We start from the raw sequence: 16,976 nt of genomic DNA, 5'->3' as shown, positions 1-16,976 counted from the left end.
GACGGGCATTCTACAGGTGCTAGCGCAAACAATTGGCAAAACCTGACCGAAAGGTTCATTACACCGCCTCCTGTTCCCGTCGATAAGCGTAGGTGTCGGCGAAGCGCGAGAGCAGGAATTCGGCGCATGTAGTGCCCGGATACTTCGCCGGATGCCGCTCATCCTGACAGCCGGGCAGGCATTCGATGCGGGTGTCGGGGTGCGGCTCGGCGAAGAACGGCATGGAATAGCGATCCACGCCCAGCGGACTGATGACCCGATGGGGTGTCGACAGGTAACGGTCGTTGCTCCAGCGCGCCATCATGTCGCCGAGATTGACCACGAACGTGCCGTCGATTGGCGGCGCGTCGATCCACTGCCCTTTGACGCTCCTGACTTGCAGGCCGCCGGCGGCATCCTGGTAGAGCAAAGTGATGCAGCCGTAGTCCGTGTGGGCGCCGGCGCCTTGCTGCTCGGCGGAACTGGCGGTATGGCGAGGCGGGTAATGAATCATCCGCAGCACGCTGACCGGTTCATGGAAGCGCGAATCGAAGAAGTCCCGCTCGATGCCCAGGGCCAGGGTCATCGCCCGCAACAGCGTTTGCGCGAGTCCTTGCATGTCGAGGTAGTGCTGCTCCATCAGCGCTTCCCAGCCAGGCATCGATGGATGGCGGTTGGGACCGCGCAAGGGTTTTTCCGCCAGCACCTCGGGATGGTTGGCCGGCAGGTGCAGGCCCATGTCGAAGGTTTCCTTCAGGTCGCTGGGCTTGCCGGGGTCAAGTTGCTCGGTGGCAATCGCGCCGTAGCCGCGATGATGGCGGGTCTGGGTGATGTCGATCTTGAGCTTCTCGGCGTCCGGCAGGGCGAAGAACTGCCGGGCACTGTCGAGCACCGCATCGAGGCGCGCGGCGGAAATCGGGTGGCCCTTGATGTAGAAAAAGCCCCATTCGCGGCAGGCGTGGTCGATTTGACCGGCGACGGTTTGCCAGGCGTGTGCGTCATCGCTGTAGAGCGGGGCGATGTCGATAATCGGAAGGCTGGTCATGCGCAATCCTTATGATCGCTGGAAATCCATTGTGGGAGCGGGCTTGCTCGCGAAAGCGGTGTGTCTTCAACATTGATGTTGACTGATGCCCGGTCTTCGCGAGCAAGCCCGCTCCCACAGGTACGGTGTTCAGATTGAAGATTCTTACTTCGGCATCTCGGCCTTCATGCCTTCCACGTAATAATTCATCGACGCCAGTTCCGTATTAGTCGCGCTCGCGCCGGCCGGGATTTTCTCGACGCCGGCCTGATCCTTGATCGGCCCGGTGAACGGACGCAGCGCGCCGCTCTTGATGTCGGCGATTAGCTGCTCGGCTTCGGCCTTCACCGGTGCAGGCACCAGGTCGCTGATCGGCAATTCAACGGTGCCTTCCTTCAAGCCGCCCCAGTAATCCTCGGATTTCCAGCCATGGTCGATCACGCTCTGGGTGGCCTGGATATAGTGCGGCGCCCAGTCATTGACGATCGAGGTCAGCACCGCCTTGGGCCCGAAGTGCGCCATGTCTGAAGCGTAGCCGACGGCATACACGCCGCGACGTTCGGCGGCCTGGATCGGTGCCGGGCTGTCGGTGTGCTGGAACACCACGTCCACGCCCTGGTCGATCAGCGCATTGGCGGCATCGGCCTCTTTGCCCGGATCGAACCAGGAGTTGACCCACACCACCTTGATCTCGGTGCCGGGGTTGTATTTGTTCAGGGCCAGTTGAATGGCGTTGATGTCACGGATCACTTCGGGGATCGGGAACGAGGCGACGTAGCCGATCTTTTTGCTCTTGGTCATCTTTGCCGCGAGGAAGCCGCCGATGTATCGGCCCTCGTAGGTACGCGCCAGGTAAGTCCCGAGGTTCTTGTCCTGCTTGTAGCCGGTGGCGTGCTCGAAGGTCACCTTGGGAAACTGTTTGGCGACCTTGAGCGTCGGGTTCATGTAGCCGAAAGACGTGGTGAAGATCAGGTCGTACTTGTCTTTGGCCATGTTGCGGATCACCCGCTCGGCGTCCGCGCCTTCGGCGACGTTTTCCACGTAGTGAGTGGTGATCTGCGGGCCGAGTTTTTCCGCCAGCGCCTGGCGTCCCTGTTCATGCTGATATGTCCAGCCGTGGTCCCCGATCGGGCCGATATAGACGAAGCCGACTTTCAGCGGATCGGCGGCGCTGGCGGACAGGCTGATCCCGAGGCTGATGGCGGCGCACAGCAGTTTGTGCAGTGGACGTATTTGCATGAACCCGAACTCCCTTTTGTTGTGTGTGGAAAGGGTCAATGCAAAAGGCTGACCAACCGGACAACAAAATATTCAGATCCGTGGTGACGCCTTCGCGGGCGAGCGCGCTCCCACAAAAGCAACGCATACCCCGTGGGAGCGGGCTTGCCCGCGAAGAGGCGCGCAAGGCCAATAAAAGTGCACCTGACAAATCGGTTGCCATCCATTGGTGCGCTAAGGTGTAACGAAACGTTAGCGCCGTCCCGCAGTCAGTACCTCATCGCTCCTCCATGGCAAACAGGCCCGTCATGCTCACGATCCTCAAGCAAGAAACCTTTCTGCTGCTGGCGCTGATCGCCGCCCTCGTTGCATTCCCCCTGGAGCATGGGTTGTTGCACAGCGGGCAGGCGGTGGCGCTGGGCGCCGGGCTGGTGCTGATCGGGTTCATCGTCGCCGCCTCGATGCGCGTCGCCCATCAAGCCGAACGGCTGGCGGAAAAGGTCGGCGATCCCTACGGCACGATGATCCTGACCCTGGCCGCGGTGCTGGTGGAAGTGGTGATCCTGGCGATCATGATGAGCAACGAAGCCTCCGCGACGTTGGTGCGCGACACGATCTATTCGGCGGTGATGCTCGACATCAACGGCATCCTCGGCCTGGCGGCGTTGATGGGCGGGCTCAAGCATGGCGAGCAGTCCTATAACGATGACTCGGCACGCAGCTACAGCGTGATGATCCTCACCGCCATGGGTGTGTCGATGGTGGTGCCCGAGTTCATTCCCGAATCGAACTGGAAGCTGTATTCGGCGTTCACCATCGGCGCGATGGTGGTGCTTTACGCCTTGTTCCTGCGCATGCAGGTGGGGCCGCACAGCTACTTTTTCAGCTACAGCTACCCGGACAAGCGCCGCAGGAAAGACCCTCAGGAAACGGAGCCGGCACCGATCAGCCTGCCGCTGTCGATTGGCATTCTGGTGTTTGGCGTGGTGGTCATTGGCGCTCTGGCCGAAGTGATGTCCAAGACCCTCGACCTGGGCCTGGAAGGAACGGGCGCACCGCCGGTGATCACGGCGATCCTGGTGGCGGCGATCTCCGCCGCGCCGGAAATCCTGACGGCATTGCGTGCGGCACTGGCCAACCGCATGCAGTCGGTGGTCAACATTGCGTTGGGCGCGTCGCTGTCGACGGTGATTCTGACGGTGCCGGTGATGGAAGCCATGGCGCTCTACACCGGCCAGCCTTTCCAGATGGCCATGACCCCGGTGCAGACCGTGATGATCTTCATCACCCTGATCGTCAGCGCGATCAACCTCAACGATGGCGAAACCAACGCCATCGAGGGCATGACCCATTTCGTGCTGTTTGCGACGTTCATCATGCTGTCGCTTCTCGGTCTTTGAAACACACCTCAGAACGCTGTGGGAGCGGGCTTGCTCGCGAAGAAGGCGTCTCAGTCGACAATACTGTTGAATGACACACCGCTTTCGCGAGCAAGCCCGCTCCCACCATTGGCCAGCGTTGTGTCAGGTGCCGGCAATCAACTGCCTTGCCGCCTGGCTGTGATCGGCGATCAATCCCTTCAGGTCCAGCCCCTCGACTTGCCCGTCGATCACCCGCCACTGTCCACCGACCATCACCCGGTCCGCCCGGTCCGCACCGCACAACAGCAGCGCCGATACCGGGTCATGGCTGCCGGAGAAGCGCAGTTCATCGAGCTTGAACAGCGCCAGGTCAGCCTGCTTGCCCACGGCCAGTTCACCAATGTCGCTGCGACCGAGCAACTGTGCCGAACCCTTGGTCGCCCAGCCCAGTACGCGTTCCGGGGTGATCTTCTCGGCGCCGTAGCGCAGGCGCTGGATGTACAGCGCCTGGCGCGCTTCGAGGATCATGTTCGACGCGTCGTTGGAGGCCGAGCCGTCCACGCCCAGGCCCAGCGGTGCGCCGGCGTCGGTCAGTTCGATGCTCGGGCAAATGCCGGAAGCCAGGCGCATGTTTGAACTCGGGCAATGGCAGATACCGGTGCCGGCGGCGCCGAGGCGGGTGATTTCATCCGGGTTGAAGTGAATGCCATGGGCCAGCCAGGTGCGCGGGCCGAGCCAGCCGACGCTGTCCAGGTAATCCACGGTACGCAGGCCGAAGCGTTGCAGGCAGAAGTCTTCTTCATCGAGGGTTTCCGCCAGGTGCGTGTGCAGGCGCACATCGAGTTTGTTCGCCAGTTCGGCGCTGGCGGACATGATTTCCGGGGTTACCGAGAACGGCGAGCAGGGCGCCAGGGCAATCTGGATTTGCGCGCCGTCACCGCGTTCATGGTATTCGGCGATCAGGCGCTGGCTGTCGTCGAGAATGACCTGGCCTTCCTGCACGGTCTGTTGCGGAGGCAAGCCACCGTCTTTTTCACCGAGGCTCATCGAACCGCGCGTCAACATGGCGCGCATGCCCAGTTCGCGGACGCTCTCGACTTGCACATCGATGGCGTTTTCCAGGCCTTGGGGGAACAGGTAATGGTGGTCGGCGGCGGTGGTGCAACCGGACAGCAGCAGTTCGGCCAGCGCCACTTTGCTGGCCAGGGCCAGTTTTTCCGGGGTCAGGCGTGCCCAGACCGGGTACAGGGTTTTCAGCCAGGGGAACAACGGCTGGTTGACCACCGGCGCCCAGGCGCGGGTCAGGGTTTGATAGAAGTGGTGATGGGTGTTGATCAGCCCCGGCAGGATCACGTGTTCGCGGGCATCGAACACTTCGTTGCAAGGCGTGGAAGGCTGCTGGCCCTGGCCGAGCACTTCGACGATGACACCGTCTTGCAGCACCAGGCCACCACGGGCATCGAGACCGTTGGCGGTGAAAATGGCGAGGGGATTTTTTAACCAGGTACGGGTCGCAGGCATGTTGGCCGGCTCCTCTGAAAGTTGGGTTCAGGGTTGCCAGCTCAGTGTTGCCCTGTCTGCTGATCCAGGGTCGCCGGGGAGGCGAGGTGCGAAGTTTCAATCAAAAGCGCGATACGGACAAGCCCCGCCCGACAGAACAACGCAGATCCTGTCTGGAATCAAACCCTGTGGGAGCGGGCTTGCTCGCGAAGGGGCCGTCACGTTCAACATCCATGCCGAATGACGCATCGCCTTCGCGAGCAAGCCCGCTCCCACATTTGATCTGGGGGGTTACCAGGGAATGGTTTCACCCCGGTAATTGACGAAATGATGCCCGCCCTTGCCGACATACGCATTGACCTGATCGACCAGGCCACGGGTGCTGGTTTGCACGTCGATATCGGCGCCTTCACCGCCCATGTCGGTTTTCACCCAGCCCGGATGCAGCGACAGCACGGTGAGTTTCTGCTCGCCCAACTGCGTGACGAAACTGTTGGTCATCGAGTTCAGCGCCGCCTTGCTGGCCTTGTACAACGCCAGTTCCGGCGCGTCCGGCATGGTCACGCTGCCCAGTACCGAACTCATGAACGCCAGCACGCCGGTATCCGGGCGAATCTGCCCGACAAAGCGCTGGGCCAGGTTGATCGGCGCCACGGCGTTGGTGAAAAACAGCTGGCCGACTTGCGCCAGCGTCGCGCCGCCGGGCGTTTGCACGTCCGGTCCCTTGACCCCGGCGTTGACGAACAGCAGGTCGAACATTTCGCCCTTGAGTTGCTGGCTCAAGGCGATCACCGCTTGCTGATCGTCCATGTCGAGTTTCTCGACCCGCACCTTGCCCAGGGCCTGCAAGGCTTCGGCATTTTGTGGGTTGCGCACGGTGGCGGTGACTTGCCAGCCATCGGCCAGCAGGGTTTTCACCAGGCCGAGGCCCAGCCCCCGGGAGGCGCCGATGATGAGTGCGTTTTTTGCCTTGGACATGAGTGGCTTCCTTGATGGTTGAGAATCACGGATTCAGTGGACAGCGTTGACGGAGACGTTGCTGCAATTCCTGGCGCAGCGCACCGAGTTCGTCGATACGGGTTTCGATCAGCTTGAGCTTGTCTTGCAGCAATTGCGTGACGGCACTGTCGGGATCGGCAGACTGCCACAGCGCCGCGACGCTGTGGCCGATTTCGCCGAGGGTAAAGCCCAATCGTTGAGCGGTCTTGATGTACAGCACCAGTTGCACCATGTCGGGCGGATAGTCGCGATAACCGTTGGCGCTGCGTTGTGCCGCGATCAGTCCGCGCTGTTCGTAGAATCGCAGCGTGTCGCGGCTGACGGCGCTGGCCAGGGCTAATTCACCGATGCGCATCATGACCTCTCGAAGGGGCTTGACCCTGGAGCATACTCCAGGCTTTAGCCTTGTTGCTCCCTGAATTGATGGAGCAAGGCCAATGTGGACTTCAGCACAATATCGCCAACTGGTGCGCGGCAGCGCGTGGTACGACCTGATCGTCATGGCCGCGTTTGCCACGCCGTGGAGTTTTGCCGCTCTGCATGGGCTGTTGTTGAGTGTGAGCCAGGCTTTGAATCTGCCTGGCGCGTTGCCGCCGTTCGAACCGATGCACGGGCTGATGGCGAATCTGCTGGGCTCGATTGTCTGCGTGTGGTCAGTGCTGCGCATCCGTGATCCGCGGAAGGTCTATGGGCGGTATGACGCCGCGGGACGGTTCCTGTTCGCGGCCTGGCAGCTGTATGCGTTGCTTCATGGCGGGAGTTCGCTGTTGGTGATTTTCCTGGTCTTTGAATTGGCGTGGGGCGTGGTCCAAGTGTTGCCGGTACGGGCGCCTTCGCGAGCAAGCCCGCTCCCACAAGGTCAGCACATGACGTGTGGGAGCGGGCTTGCCCGCGAAGAGGCCCGTACCGATCACCGCTAACGTCCGGCCTGCCACGGCTGCCCCAGCGATACCGGCGCATACAGCCGCGTGCGCAGCGCATTGCGTGACAGCAGCACCAACACCACGATGGTCGCGACATACGGCAACATCGCCAGCAGACTTGATGGAATCGCCAGCCCCAATCCCTGCGCCACCAGATGCAGGATGCTGGCGAGCCCGAACAGGTACGCGCCAAGCAACAGGCGCCATACCCGCCAGCTGGCGAAAACCACCAGCGCCAGGGCGATCCAGCCGCGCCCGGCGCTCATGTTTTCCGCCCACATCGGCGTGTAGGCCAGGGACAGATAGGCACCGGCCAACCCCGCCATCGCCCCGCCGAACAACACCGCCAATGCCCGTACGCCCAACACCGGCAACCCCATGGCACTGGCCGCGTCGGGGTTTTCTCCCACCGCCTGAATAATCAGGCCGATGCGGCTTTTCACAATCACCCAGGCCACCAGTGCAAACAGCACGAACGACCCATACACCAGCACATCCTGCGCAAACAGCATCCGGCCGATCAGCGGGATGTCGCTCAGATACGGGATCGCCACCGGCTCGAATCCCGCCAGCGGTTTGCCGACCCACGCTGCGCCGACAAAGGTCGACAGGCCCACCCCGAAAATCGTCAAGGCCAACCCGGTGGCCACCTGATTGGCGTTGAACACCAGCGCCACCAGCGCGAACAGCGAGGACAGCAGCATCCCGGCGAGCATCGCCAGCAGCACGCCAAGCCACAGGTTGCCGGTGCTGAATGCGACGATAAAACCGATGGCCGCACCAAACAGCATCATGCCTTCCTGGCCCAGGTTGAGTACGCCACTCTTCTCGCAGATCAGTTCACCCAGCGCCACCAGCAGCAACGGCGTACCGCAGCGGACCATGGCGTAGAAAATATTGCTCAGCAGGTCAATATCCATCACAGCGCTCCTGCAGGTTGGGCGGCGGGTGCGCGGTGGGCCCAGCGCAGGTTCAATCGCGGGCGGTAGAGAATCAGCACATCGCTGGCCAGCAGGAAAAACAGCATCATGCCCTGGAACAGTTGGGTAATGGCTTGCGGCAGGTTCAGGCTCATTTGCGCGTTTTCCCCACCGATGTACAGCAGTGCCATCAACAGGCTGGAAAACAGAATGCCAATCGGATTCAGGCGCCCGAGAAACGCCACGGTAATCGCCGCGTAGCCGTACCCCGGCGACACCTGCGGCACCAGTTGGCCGATCGGCCCGCTGACTTCACAGACACCGGCCAGGCCCGCCAGCCCACCGCTGATCAACAGCGCGAGCCAGATCAGGCGCTTCTCGCGAAAGCCCACGAAACCGGCCGCGCGCTTGTCCAGCCCGAGCACTTTGATCTGGAACCCGACAAAGCTTTTCTGCAACAACACCCACACCACGACCAGGGCGAGCAGGGCGAAATACACGCCGAAGTGGACGCGACCGTCGTCCATCAGCAACGGCAAGCGACTGGCATCGCCAAACATCGCCGACTGCGGAAAGTTGAACCCGTCCGGGTCCTTCAACGGGCCGTGCACGCAGTACAGCAGCAGGTTCAGGGCGATGTAATTGAGCATGATGCTGGTGAGGATTTCGTTGGCGTTGAAGTGCGTGCGCAACCAGGCGGTCAGCCCGGCCCACGCGGCGCCGGCCAGGGTGCCGGTGCACAGGATCAGCACCAGCGCCCAGCGGCTTTGCAGGTCGATGAGGTTCACCGCCAGCGCACTGCCGGCCAAGGCGCCCAGCAGCAGTTGACCTTCGGCGCCGATGTTCCAGATCCGCGCCTGATACGCCACGGCCAGGCCCAAGGCGCAGAGCAGAATCGGCAAGGCCTTGACCAGCAACTCGGATAGGCCATACAAGTCGCTCACCGGGGCGATCAGCAACGTGTGCAAGGTCAGCCACGGATCATGCCCCAAGGCCACAAAAAGCAGCGAGCCGCAGCCCAGGGTCAGGCCCGCCGCCAGCAACGGCGAGCACCAGAGCATCAGGCGCGATTGCTGGCCACGGGGTTCAAGAGAAAGCAGCATGTGACACTCCGTTAAAGCGTTGCGGATGCGCGGGGTTGAGGGGCGTCGAACCGGCCGGCCATCCAGCCGCCGACATCGATCAGGCGGGTGTCGACTGTGGCCCTGAGCGGTGACAGCCGTCCGCCGCACAAGGCACCGAGGCGGTCGCCGATCTGGAACAGTTCGTCGAGGTCTTCGGAGATCACCAGGATCGCCGCGCCGGCATCGCGCAAGGCAATCAATGCGCGGTGGATGGTCGCCGCGGCGCCGACATCGACGCCCCAGGTCGGGTGGGCGGCCACCAGCAGTTTGGGCTGCTGGAGGATTTCCCGGCCGAGGATGAATTTCTGCAAGTTGCCGCCAGACAGGCTGCGGGCCGGGGTCTGGCTGCCCGGTGTCTTGACGCCGAAACGCTGGATGATGACCCGGGCCAACGCCTCGACTTTGCTGCGCTGCACCAGGCCCTTGCTCACCAACCCCTGTTGAAATGCGGTGAGCAGGGCGTTGTCCGCCAGACTCAGTTCCGGCACGGCACCATGGCCCAGGCGTTCTGCAGGGACGAACGCCAGTCCGTGTCGACGTCGGGCATCGGGGGGCAAATGCGCAACCGGTGCGCGGCCGAAACGGATCGTCGCGCCCTCTTCGCGGACCAGCCGCTGTTCGCCACTGAGCAAGGCCAGCAATTCGTCCTGGCCGTTGCCGGCCACCCCGGCGATGCCGACGATTTCGCCGCTGCGCACCTCAAGATCAATGCCCTTGAGTGAACAGCCGAACGGGTCCGGGTTGTGCCAGGACAAGCCATCTACCTGCAAAAAGGCCTCGGTGCCGGTGGCTTTCGGGTAGTCGGTGATCAGTTGCGCCGCTTCGCCCACCATCAACTGCGCCAGTTGCGGGTCCGAACACTCGGCCGGTACGCAATGCCCGGCCACCCGACCGCCGCGCAGTACGGTCGCGCTGTGGCACAAGGCACGGACTTCGCCGAGTTTGTGACTGATGAACAGAATGCTGCAGCCCTCGGCGGCGAGCCGGCGCAGGGTGACGAACAGGTCGTCGGCTTCGTGTGGGGTCAGCACCGAGGTCGGTTCGTCGAGGATCAGCAGGCGAATGTCCTGCATCAGGCAGCGAATGATTTCGACCCGTTGCCGTTCGCCGATCGACAGGCTGTGGACCAGTCGCTCCGGTTCCAGCGCCATGCCATAGCGCTGCGAGACTTCGCGGATTTTCGGTTCAAGCTGTTTCGGCGTACCCGCCCTGGCGCCCATGGCCAGGGCGATGTTCTGCGCCACACTCAAGGTTTCGAATAACGAGAAATGCTGGAACACCATGCCGATCCCGAGGCCGCGTGCCTGGGCCGGGTTGCGCATGGTCACTCGCTGTCCTTGCCAGAGCAGTTCCCCGGCATCGGCCTGGACCACGCCATAGATGATTTTCATCAAGGTACTTTTGCCGGCACCGTTTTCGCCGAGCAAAGCGTGGATTTCACCTGGGGCGATGCTCAGGTCGATGGCGTCGTTGGCCAGGCAGCCGGGATAGCGTTTGGTGATTCTGCGCAGCTGCAGGCGGGGCGTTTGATCGGGAATCGGCACGGAGTTGGGCATGACGGGCTCAAGGCGGCTGGTTATGCCTGTGGATAAAGCAATTTCCTGGCCATTGAGTCAGGAAAGCTTGAAAGTCCTGCACGGCAAGCGCCTGGGCATGGGGCCTGGCCGTGATTTGGTCTTGTGTCCGGCACCAATCGAGGGCGAAGCCGTTGATCAGGCTCCAGTTTTACGCGTGGAACATTGGTCAAAAAGTGAGCAGGTGAGCGCAAGCCATGCCCGGCATGGTGCCGCGAGGGCCATGAACGGGTTATCCACAGATTGCTCCACAGTATTTGTGCGCAAGCGCAAACGACGGGTATAAGGGCGGGGCGGCTATCTTCTAATGGTGATAAACCGATCTAAGTGCATGTTTTTGCGCGGATTTTTTACGGTGAAAGGAAATTTGGACGAAAAATGATCAAAGCCCGCAAAGCCGCATGACAGAAGGGTTACAGCCGTATGTGCTCAGGTTATCCACAGTCGGGTGCACAGTAGATGTGGGCAACTGTGCAGTGCACCGACAATCGGTATTGCCCCAAAAGATCGCAGCCTTTAGCGCTGCAATAAAATTCGCCCGCGACTCAAGTCGGCCAGTTGCGATTGCAATGCATCGATCTGTTGTTCACCCACGGCCAGTTGCAGATTAACGCCATTGGCGGTGAACTCTTCTTGAACGATCAGACCTCCCAGGTCCGCGACTCGTAACTTCACTAACGCCAGTTCACTGAATGCACAGGCACACCGCAGTGGCACCCGACTGATCAGCTCGATTTTCGGCGCGGCTTGCAGGCATTTGTTGGCACCCCCACCATAGGCCCGGGCGAGCCCGCCGGTGCCCAGCTGAATGCCGCCATACCAGCGAATCACCAGCACCGCGACCCGGTCGCAATCCTGGGCCTCGATCGCCGCCAGGATCGGCCGGCCAGCAGTGCCGCCGGGCTCGCCGTCGTCGGTGCTGCGGTATTGATCGCCGAGTTTCCACGCCCAGCAATTGTGCGTGGCGTTGAGGTCGCTGTGCTGCTCGATGAATGCCTGGGCTTGCGCAGGGCTGTCGATCGGCGCGGCGAAGGTGATGAAGCGGCTTTTGCGAATCTCTTCGCGGAACTCGCAAAAACCGCTGAGGGTAAATGGCATAAGCGTCTTAGATGGTTGGCGTCAGGCCGCAGCCCTTGAGAATGATACGGATCAGGTTGTTGCCGGCGTCTTCCATGTCCTGTTTGGTCAATTTGCTACGTCCGCTGACCCGGCAGATCTGGGTGGCGAAGTCTGCGTAATGCTGGGTGCTGCCCCACAACAGGAAGATCAGGTTGACCGGGTCGACCGGGTCCATTTTGCCTGCATCGATCCACGCTTGAAACACCGCGGCCCGGCCCTGGAACCAGGTGCGATAGTCCTGGTTGAAATATTCGGTCAGGCATTCGCCACCGCTGATGACCTCCATGGCGAAGATCCGCGAGGCCTGTGGCTGGCGCCGGGAAAATTCCATCTTGGCGCGAATGTAGCGGGTCAGGGCTTCGGCCGGATCGTCCTCGGCGGTCAGGGTGTTGAAGGTGCTGTCCCACAACTCGATGATGTTGCTCAGCACCGCCACGTACAAACCGAGCTTGTTGGTGAAGTAATAATGCAGGTTGGCTTTCGGCAGCCCGGCATTCAGGGCAATGGTGTTCATGCTGGTGCCTTTGAATCCGTGACGGGCGAACTCGTCTTCGGCGGCTTTGATGATGGTCTCTTCGTTCTTCTGACGAATGCGGCTGGCGGGTTTGCCGCCGTGGGCTGGGACTTCAAAGGTCATAGGCACTTCCGAAAGGTGGGTGGGTGCGGCCAGTGCGTTGATAGCGTACCCGCAAGCTACAGACAAGTCCTGACACGATAAAACCCGAAGTGCAGCGGGCTATCGCGTCGCCGCCAGGCTCTCCAGAAAACTCTCCAGCACCAGATGCGGTCGACGTCCCTTGCGCGTGACCGAGGCAAGGCTCAGGTCATAGAAGCGTGCGGTGGGCTTCAGCGCGCGCAATCGACCCTGTTGCACCCAGAGGCTGGCGTAGTGATCGGGCAGATAGCCGATGTAGCGCCCGGTCAGGATCAGGAAGGCCATGCCTTCGCGATCCGATGCACTGGCCGTGCAATTGAGCGCCTGGTAATGCGCCTGGATGTCCGCTGGCAAGCGGAAGGTCGGGGCGATCGCGTCCTGGCTGTTGAGGCGCGCGTCGTCCAGTTGCTTGTCATCGACATAAAACAGCGGGTGGCCAACCGCGCAGTACAACAGTGAACGTTCGCTATACAGCGGTTGATACTCCAGGCCCGACAAGGCGCTGGCCTGTGGCACTACACCGACATGCAATCGACCATCGAGCACGCCTTGCTCCACTTCGTTGGGCGCGATCATGCGGATCTGAATCTGCACGTCCGGCCCGCGCTCCTTCAATTGTGCCAGGGCATGGGTAATGCGCATGTGGGGCAGGGTAACCAGGTTATCGGTCAGGCCGATGGTCAGTTCGCCGCGCAAATGCTGGTGCAGGCCATTGACCTCGGTCCGAAAACTTTCCAGCGCACTTAATAGCTGCAAGGCCGATTGATAGACCTCGCGGCCTTCTTCGGTCAGGGAAAAACCGGCGCGACCACGCTGGCACAGGCGCAGGCCGAGACGCTGTTCCAGATCGCTCATCTGTTGGCTGATCGCCGAGCGACCGATGCCGAGCACGCTTTCGGCGGCAGAGAAACCACCGCATTCGACCACGCTGCGAAAGATCCGCAACAGGCGGATGTCGAAGTCGCTGACTTGCGACAACGGGTCGGGGCGGCGGCTGCTCATGTGAAGGGTCCGATAGTTTAGTCGTTGGCTGACTAAAGGTTAGAAGAGTTGGATTTCACCGACTTTATCCTCGTGGCAATTTAGCTGCAACAACGCTTTTCAATCCCTACGCCGCTTATTGCCTTGCGAGGTTTCGCCCATGAACTTGCCTGAAAACGCCCCGACTTCTCTGGCCAGCCAGCTCAAGCTCGACGCGCACTGGATGCCTTACACCGCCAACCGCAACTTCCAGCGCGATCCGCGCCTGATCGTGGGCGCCGAAGGCAGCTGGCTGATCGACGACAAGGGCCGCAAAGTCTATGACTCGCTGTCGGGCCTGTGGACGTGCGGCGCCGGGCACACCCGCAAGGAAATTCAAGAGGCGGTGGCCAAGCAACTCGGCACCCTCGATTACTCCCCAGGCTTCCAGTACGGCCACCCGCTGTCGTTCCAGCTGGCGGAAAAAATCACCGACCTGACGCCGGGCAACCTGAACCACGTGTTCTTCACCGACTCGGGCTCCGAGTGCGCCGATACTGCCGTGAAGATGGTGCGTGCCTACTGGCGCCTGAAAGGCCAGTCGACCAAGACCAAAATGATCGGTCGTGCCCGTGGCTATCACGGCGTGAACATCGCCGGCACCAGCCTCGGCGGCGTCAACGGCAACCGCAAACTGTTCGGCCAGGCGATGATGGACGTCGATCACCTGCCGCACACCTTGCTGGCGAGCAACGCCTACTCCCGTGGCATGCCGGAGCAGGGCGGTATCGCTCTGGCCGATGAACTGCTGAAGCTGATCGAGCTGCACGATGCCTCGAACATCGCAGCCGTGTTCGTCGAGCCCTTGGCCGGTTCCGCTGGCGTGCTGGTGCCGCCACAGGGTTACCTCAAGCGTCTGCGCGAGATTTGCGATCAACACAACATCCTGCTGGTGTTCGACGAAGTGATCACCGGTTTCGGGCGTACCGGCACCATGTTTGGCGCTACCACCTTCGGCGTGACCCCGGACCTGATGTGCATCGCCAAGCAAGTCACCAACGGCGCGATCCCGATGGGCGCGGTGATTGCCAGCTCCGAGATCTACCAGACCTTCATGAACCAGGCGACGCCTGAATACGCAGTGGAATTCCCCCACGGCTACACCTATTCCGCCCACCCGGTGGCGTGCGCCGCAGGCCTGGCAGCACTCGACCTGCTGCAAAAGGAAAACCTGGTGCAAAGCGTGGCCGAAGTCGCGCCGCATTTCGAAAATGCGCTGCACGGCCTGAAGGGCACCAAAAACATCATCGACATCCGCAACTACGGCCTGGCCGGCGCGATCCAGATCGCACCGCGTGATGGCGACGCCATCGTGCGTCCATTCGAAGCCGGTATGGCGCTGTGGAAAGCCGGGTTCTACGTGCGCTTCGGCGGCGACACCCTGCAGTTCGGCCCAACCTTCAACAGCAAGCCGCAGGACCTTGATCGTCTGTTCGACGCGGTCGGCGAAGTGCTGAGCAAGATCGACTGATTTCTCCTTCTATATAGACGCACACGACAGGCGTCCCGAAGAGGGCGCCTGTGGACAACTTTTCAGGAGCTTCCATGAGCGTTATTCCGCATTTGATCAATGGTGAGCTGGTCACCGAATCCGGCCGCACCACCGACGTGTTCAACCCGTCGACCGGCCAGGCGATCCACAAGCTGCCATTGGCCAGCCGTGAAACCATTCAACACGCCATCGATGCCGCCAAGGCCGCGTTCCCGGCCTGGCGCAACACGCCTGCGGCCAAGCGCGCCCAGGTGATGTTCCGCTTCAAGCAGTTGCTGGAGCAGAACGAAGCCCGCATCGCCCAGTTGATCAGCGAAGAGCACGGCAAGACCCTGGAAGACGCCGCCGGTGAATTGAAGCGCGGTATCGAGAACGTCGAATTCGCTTGCGCCGCACCGGAAATCCTCAAGGGCGAATACAGCCGTAACGTCGGCCCGAACATTGATGCCTGGTCAGACTTCCAGCCGCTGGGCGTAGTGGCCGGTATCACACCGTTCAACTTCCCGGCCATGGTGCCGCTGTGGATGTACCCGTTGGCGATCGTCTGCGGTAACTGCTTCATCCTCAAGCCTTCCGAACGTGACCCGAGTTCGACGCTGCTGATCGCGCAACTGCTGCTGGAAGCCGGCCTGCCCAAAGGTGTGCTGAGCGTTGTGCACGGTGACAAGGTTGCGGTGGATGCACTGATCGAAGCGCCGGAAGTCAAGGCGTTGAGTTTTGTCGGTTCCACGCCGATTGCCGAATACATCTATGCCGAAGGCACCAAGCGCGGCAAACGCGTCCAGGCATTGGGCGGGGCGAAGAACCATGCGGTGCTGATGCCCGATGCGGATCTGGATAACGCCGTCAGCGCACTGATGGGCGCGGCCTACGGTTCCTGTGGCGAACGCTGCATGGCGATCTCGGTGGCTGTCTGCGTGGGTGACCAGGTGGCCGACGCGCTGGTGGCGAAACTGACGCCACAGATCAAGGCGCTGAAAATCGGTGCTGGTACGACCTGTGGTCTGGACATGGGGCCTCTGGTCACCGGTCAGGCGCGTGACAAGGTCAGCGGTTATGTCGAAGACGGCGTGGCGGCCGGTGCGACGCTGGTGGTGGACGGTCGTGGTCTGAGCGTTGCCGGTCACGAGGGAGGTTTCTTCCTGGGAGGCTGCCTGTTCGACAACGTCACGCCAGAGATGCGCATCTATAAAGAAGAGATCTTCGGTCCGGTGCTGTGCGTCGTCCGGGTCAACAGCCTGGAAGAGGCGATGCAACTGATCAACGATCACGAGTATGGCAACGGCACCTGCATCTTCACCCGTGACGGGGAAGCGGCGCGGTTGTTCTGCGATGAGATCGAAGTCGGCATGGTCGGCGTCAATGTGCCGTTGCCGGTGCCGGTGGCCTATCACAGCTTCGGTGGCTGGAAGCGTTCGCTCTTTGGTGACCTGCACGCCTACGGTCCGGATGGTGTGCGTTTCTACACTCGCCGCAAGGCCATCACCCAGCGTTGGCCGCAACGCGCGAGCCATGAAGCTTCGCAGTTCGCGTTCCCTAGCTTGTAAGTAGAGGGGAAGAAGGCCGGCTCACTTGAGCCGGCCTTCTCGTTTTCGGGGCTTTTTGACCTATATGACAGATTTATGAAATTAGAGGTTGACGGCAGATTTCAGATGTCTATAATTCGCCCCACTTCCGGCGCAGTCGAAACGGAAAACTCCTTGGTAAACAATGAGTTACGTAGGTTTCGACAGCAAGTTGCTTCAGGTCATCGAAGCCGAAAGGGAGTTGAAAAAGAGGTGTTGACAGCAGCGTGTAACGCTGTAGAATTCGCCTCCCGCTGACGAGAGATCGGAAGCGCAAGTGGTTGAAGTTACAAAGGAAACTTTGAAAACTTCTGAAAATAACCACTTGACAGCAAATGAGGCTGCTGTAGAATGCGCGCCTCGGTTGAGACGAAAGATCTTAACCAACCGCTCTTTAACAACTGAATCAAGCAATTCGTGTGGGTGCTTGTGGTATCAGACTGCTAGTCAACAGATTATCAGCATCACAAGTTACTCCGCGAGAAATCAAAGATGTAACCAAC

15 protein-coding genes are annotated in these 16,976 nt (G+C 61.2%); 4 read left to right on the top strand and 11 right to left on the bottom strand.

Annotated features, from left to right (window positions below; genetic code table 11):
- Nucleotides 1-58: 58 nt before the first annotated feature.
- Together F8N66_RS18795 and F8N66_RS18790 are read right to left on the bottom strand one after the other, a co-directional pair.
- Complete coding sequence (locus F8N66_RS18795; RefSeq protein ID WP_150771626.1) at nucleotides 59-1,024, bottom strand: 2-oxoglutarate and iron-dependent oxygenase domain-containing protein; 966 nt, start codon at nucleotides 1,022-1,024, stop codon at nucleotides 59-61.
- Between the two features lie 144 nt (nucleotides 1,025-1,168).
- The gene (locus F8N66_RS18790) at nucleotides 1,169-2,242 is read right to left on the bottom strand and encodes a BMP family ABC transporter substrate-binding protein (RefSeq protein ID WP_150771625.1); all 1,074 of its coding nucleotides are present in this window, start codon (nucleotides 2,240-2,242) and stop codon (nucleotides 1,169-1,171) included.
- 287 nt (nucleotides 2,243-2,529) lie between these two features.
- On the opposite strand from F8N66_RS18790, the gene F8N66_RS18785 reads away from it, so the two are divergent.
- Complete coding sequence (locus tag F8N66_RS18785; protein ID WP_150771624.1) at nucleotides 2,530-3,621, top strand: calcium:proton antiporter; 1,092 nt, start codon at nucleotides 2,530-2,532, stop codon at nucleotides 3,619-3,621.
- Nucleotides 3,622-3,744: 123 nt separating this feature from the next.
- Here the strand turns inward: F8N66_RS18785 and F8N66_RS18780 are convergent, their stop codons facing one another.
- The 3 genes from F8N66_RS18780 to F8N66_RS18770 form a co-directional block, all read right to left on the bottom strand.
- On the bottom strand, nucleotides 3,745-5,103 hold the full coding sequence (locus F8N66_RS18780) for an 8-oxoguanine deaminase (RefSeq protein ID WP_150771623.1): 1,359 nt from the start codon (nucleotides 5,101-5,103) through the stop codon (nucleotides 3,745-3,747).
- A gap of 270 nt (nucleotides 5,104-5,373) precedes the next feature.
- Complete coding sequence (locus tag F8N66_RS18775; RefSeq protein ID WP_150771622.1) at nucleotides 5,374-6,060, bottom strand: SDR family oxidoreductase; 687 nt, start codon at nucleotides 6,058-6,060, stop codon at nucleotides 5,374-5,376.
- Between the two features lie 25 nt (nucleotides 6,061-6,085).
- Entirely contained in the window at nucleotides 6,086-6,436 is a 351-nt protein-coding gene (locus F8N66_RS18770) for a MerR family transcriptional regulator (protein WP_150771621.1), read from the bottom strand.
- An 82-nt stretch (nucleotides 6,437-6,518) separates the two neighbouring features.
- Here F8N66_RS18770 and F8N66_RS18765 point away from each other — a divergent pair, with 82 nt between their 5' ends.
- A complete protein-coding gene (locus F8N66_RS18765; RefSeq protein WP_150771620.1) occupies nucleotides 6,519-7,001 on the top strand; it encodes a hypothetical protein in 483 nt (160 codons plus the stop codon).
- On the opposite strand, the gene F8N66_RS18760 is transcribed toward F8N66_RS18765, so the two are convergent.
- From F8N66_RS18760 to F8N66_RS18735, 6 genes are all read right to left on the bottom strand, one after another.
- Nucleotides 6,998-7,924 carry an ABC transporter permease gene (locus tag F8N66_RS18760; RefSeq protein ID WP_150771619.1) on the bottom strand — a complete coding sequence of 309 codons (927 nt, stop codon included), beginning with the start codon at nucleotides 7,922-7,924 and terminating at the stop codon, nucleotides 6,998-7,000. The two genes, F8N66_RS18765 and F8N66_RS18760, sit on opposite strands and share 4 nt — an antisense overlap.
- Nucleotides 7,924-9,027, bottom strand: coding sequence for an ABC transporter permease (locus F8N66_RS18755; RefSeq protein ID WP_150771618.1), 1,104 nt, complete (start codon nucleotides 9,025-9,027; stop codon nucleotides 7,924-7,926). The genes F8N66_RS18760 and F8N66_RS18755 overlap by 1 nt, the downstream gene beginning before the upstream one ends.
- Nucleotides 9,028-9,038: 11 nt before the next feature.
- A complete protein-coding gene (locus tag F8N66_RS18750; protein ID WP_150771617.1) occupies nucleotides 9,039-10,604 on the bottom strand; it encodes an ABC transporter ATP-binding protein in 1,566 nt (521 codons plus the stop codon).
- Nucleotides 10,605-11,138: 534 nt separating this feature from the next.
- The gene (locus F8N66_RS18745) at nucleotides 11,139-11,720 is read right to left on the bottom strand and encodes an IMPACT family protein (RefSeq protein WP_150771616.1); all 582 of its coding nucleotides are present in this window, start codon (nucleotides 11,718-11,720) and stop codon (nucleotides 11,139-11,141) included.
- 7 nt (nucleotides 11,721-11,727) lie between these two features.
- The gene (locus F8N66_RS18740; RefSeq protein ID WP_150771615.1) at nucleotides 11,728-12,378 is read right to left on the bottom strand and encodes a TetR/AcrR family transcriptional regulator; all 651 of its coding nucleotides are present in this window, start codon (nucleotides 12,376-12,378) and stop codon (nucleotides 11,728-11,730) included.
- A 99-nt stretch (nucleotides 12,379-12,477) separates the two neighbouring features.
- The gene (locus tag F8N66_RS18735; RefSeq protein ID WP_150771614.1) at nucleotides 12,478-13,398 is read right to left on the bottom strand and encodes a LysR family transcriptional regulator; all 921 of its coding nucleotides are present in this window, start codon (nucleotides 13,396-13,398) and stop codon (nucleotides 12,478-12,480) included.
- Between the two features lie 139 nt (nucleotides 13,399-13,537).
- Between F8N66_RS18735 and F8N66_RS18730 the strand changes: the two genes are divergently transcribed.
- Nucleotides 13,538-14,887, top strand: coding sequence for an aspartate aminotransferase family protein (locus F8N66_RS18730; protein ID WP_095191985.1), 1,350 nt, complete (start codon nucleotides 13,538-13,540; stop codon nucleotides 14,885-14,887).
- 74 nt (nucleotides 14,888-14,961) lie between these two features.
- The gene (locus F8N66_RS18725; protein ID WP_150771613.1) at nucleotides 14,962-16,455 is read left to right on the top strand and encodes a CoA-acylating methylmalonate-semialdehyde dehydrogenase; all 1,494 of its coding nucleotides are present in this window, start codon (nucleotides 14,962-14,964) and stop codon (nucleotides 16,453-16,455) included.
- The last annotated feature ends 521 nt before the right edge of the window (nucleotides 16,456-16,976 follow it).

The sequence above is a fragment of the Pseudomonas fluorescens genome (genome assembly GCF_902498195.1).
Taxonomy (GTDB): Bacteria; Pseudomonadota; Gammaproteobacteria; order Pseudomonadales; family Pseudomonadaceae; genus Aquipseudomonas; species Aquipseudomonas fluorescens_BU.
This window is presented reverse-complemented; position numbering and strand designations above follow the sequence as displayed.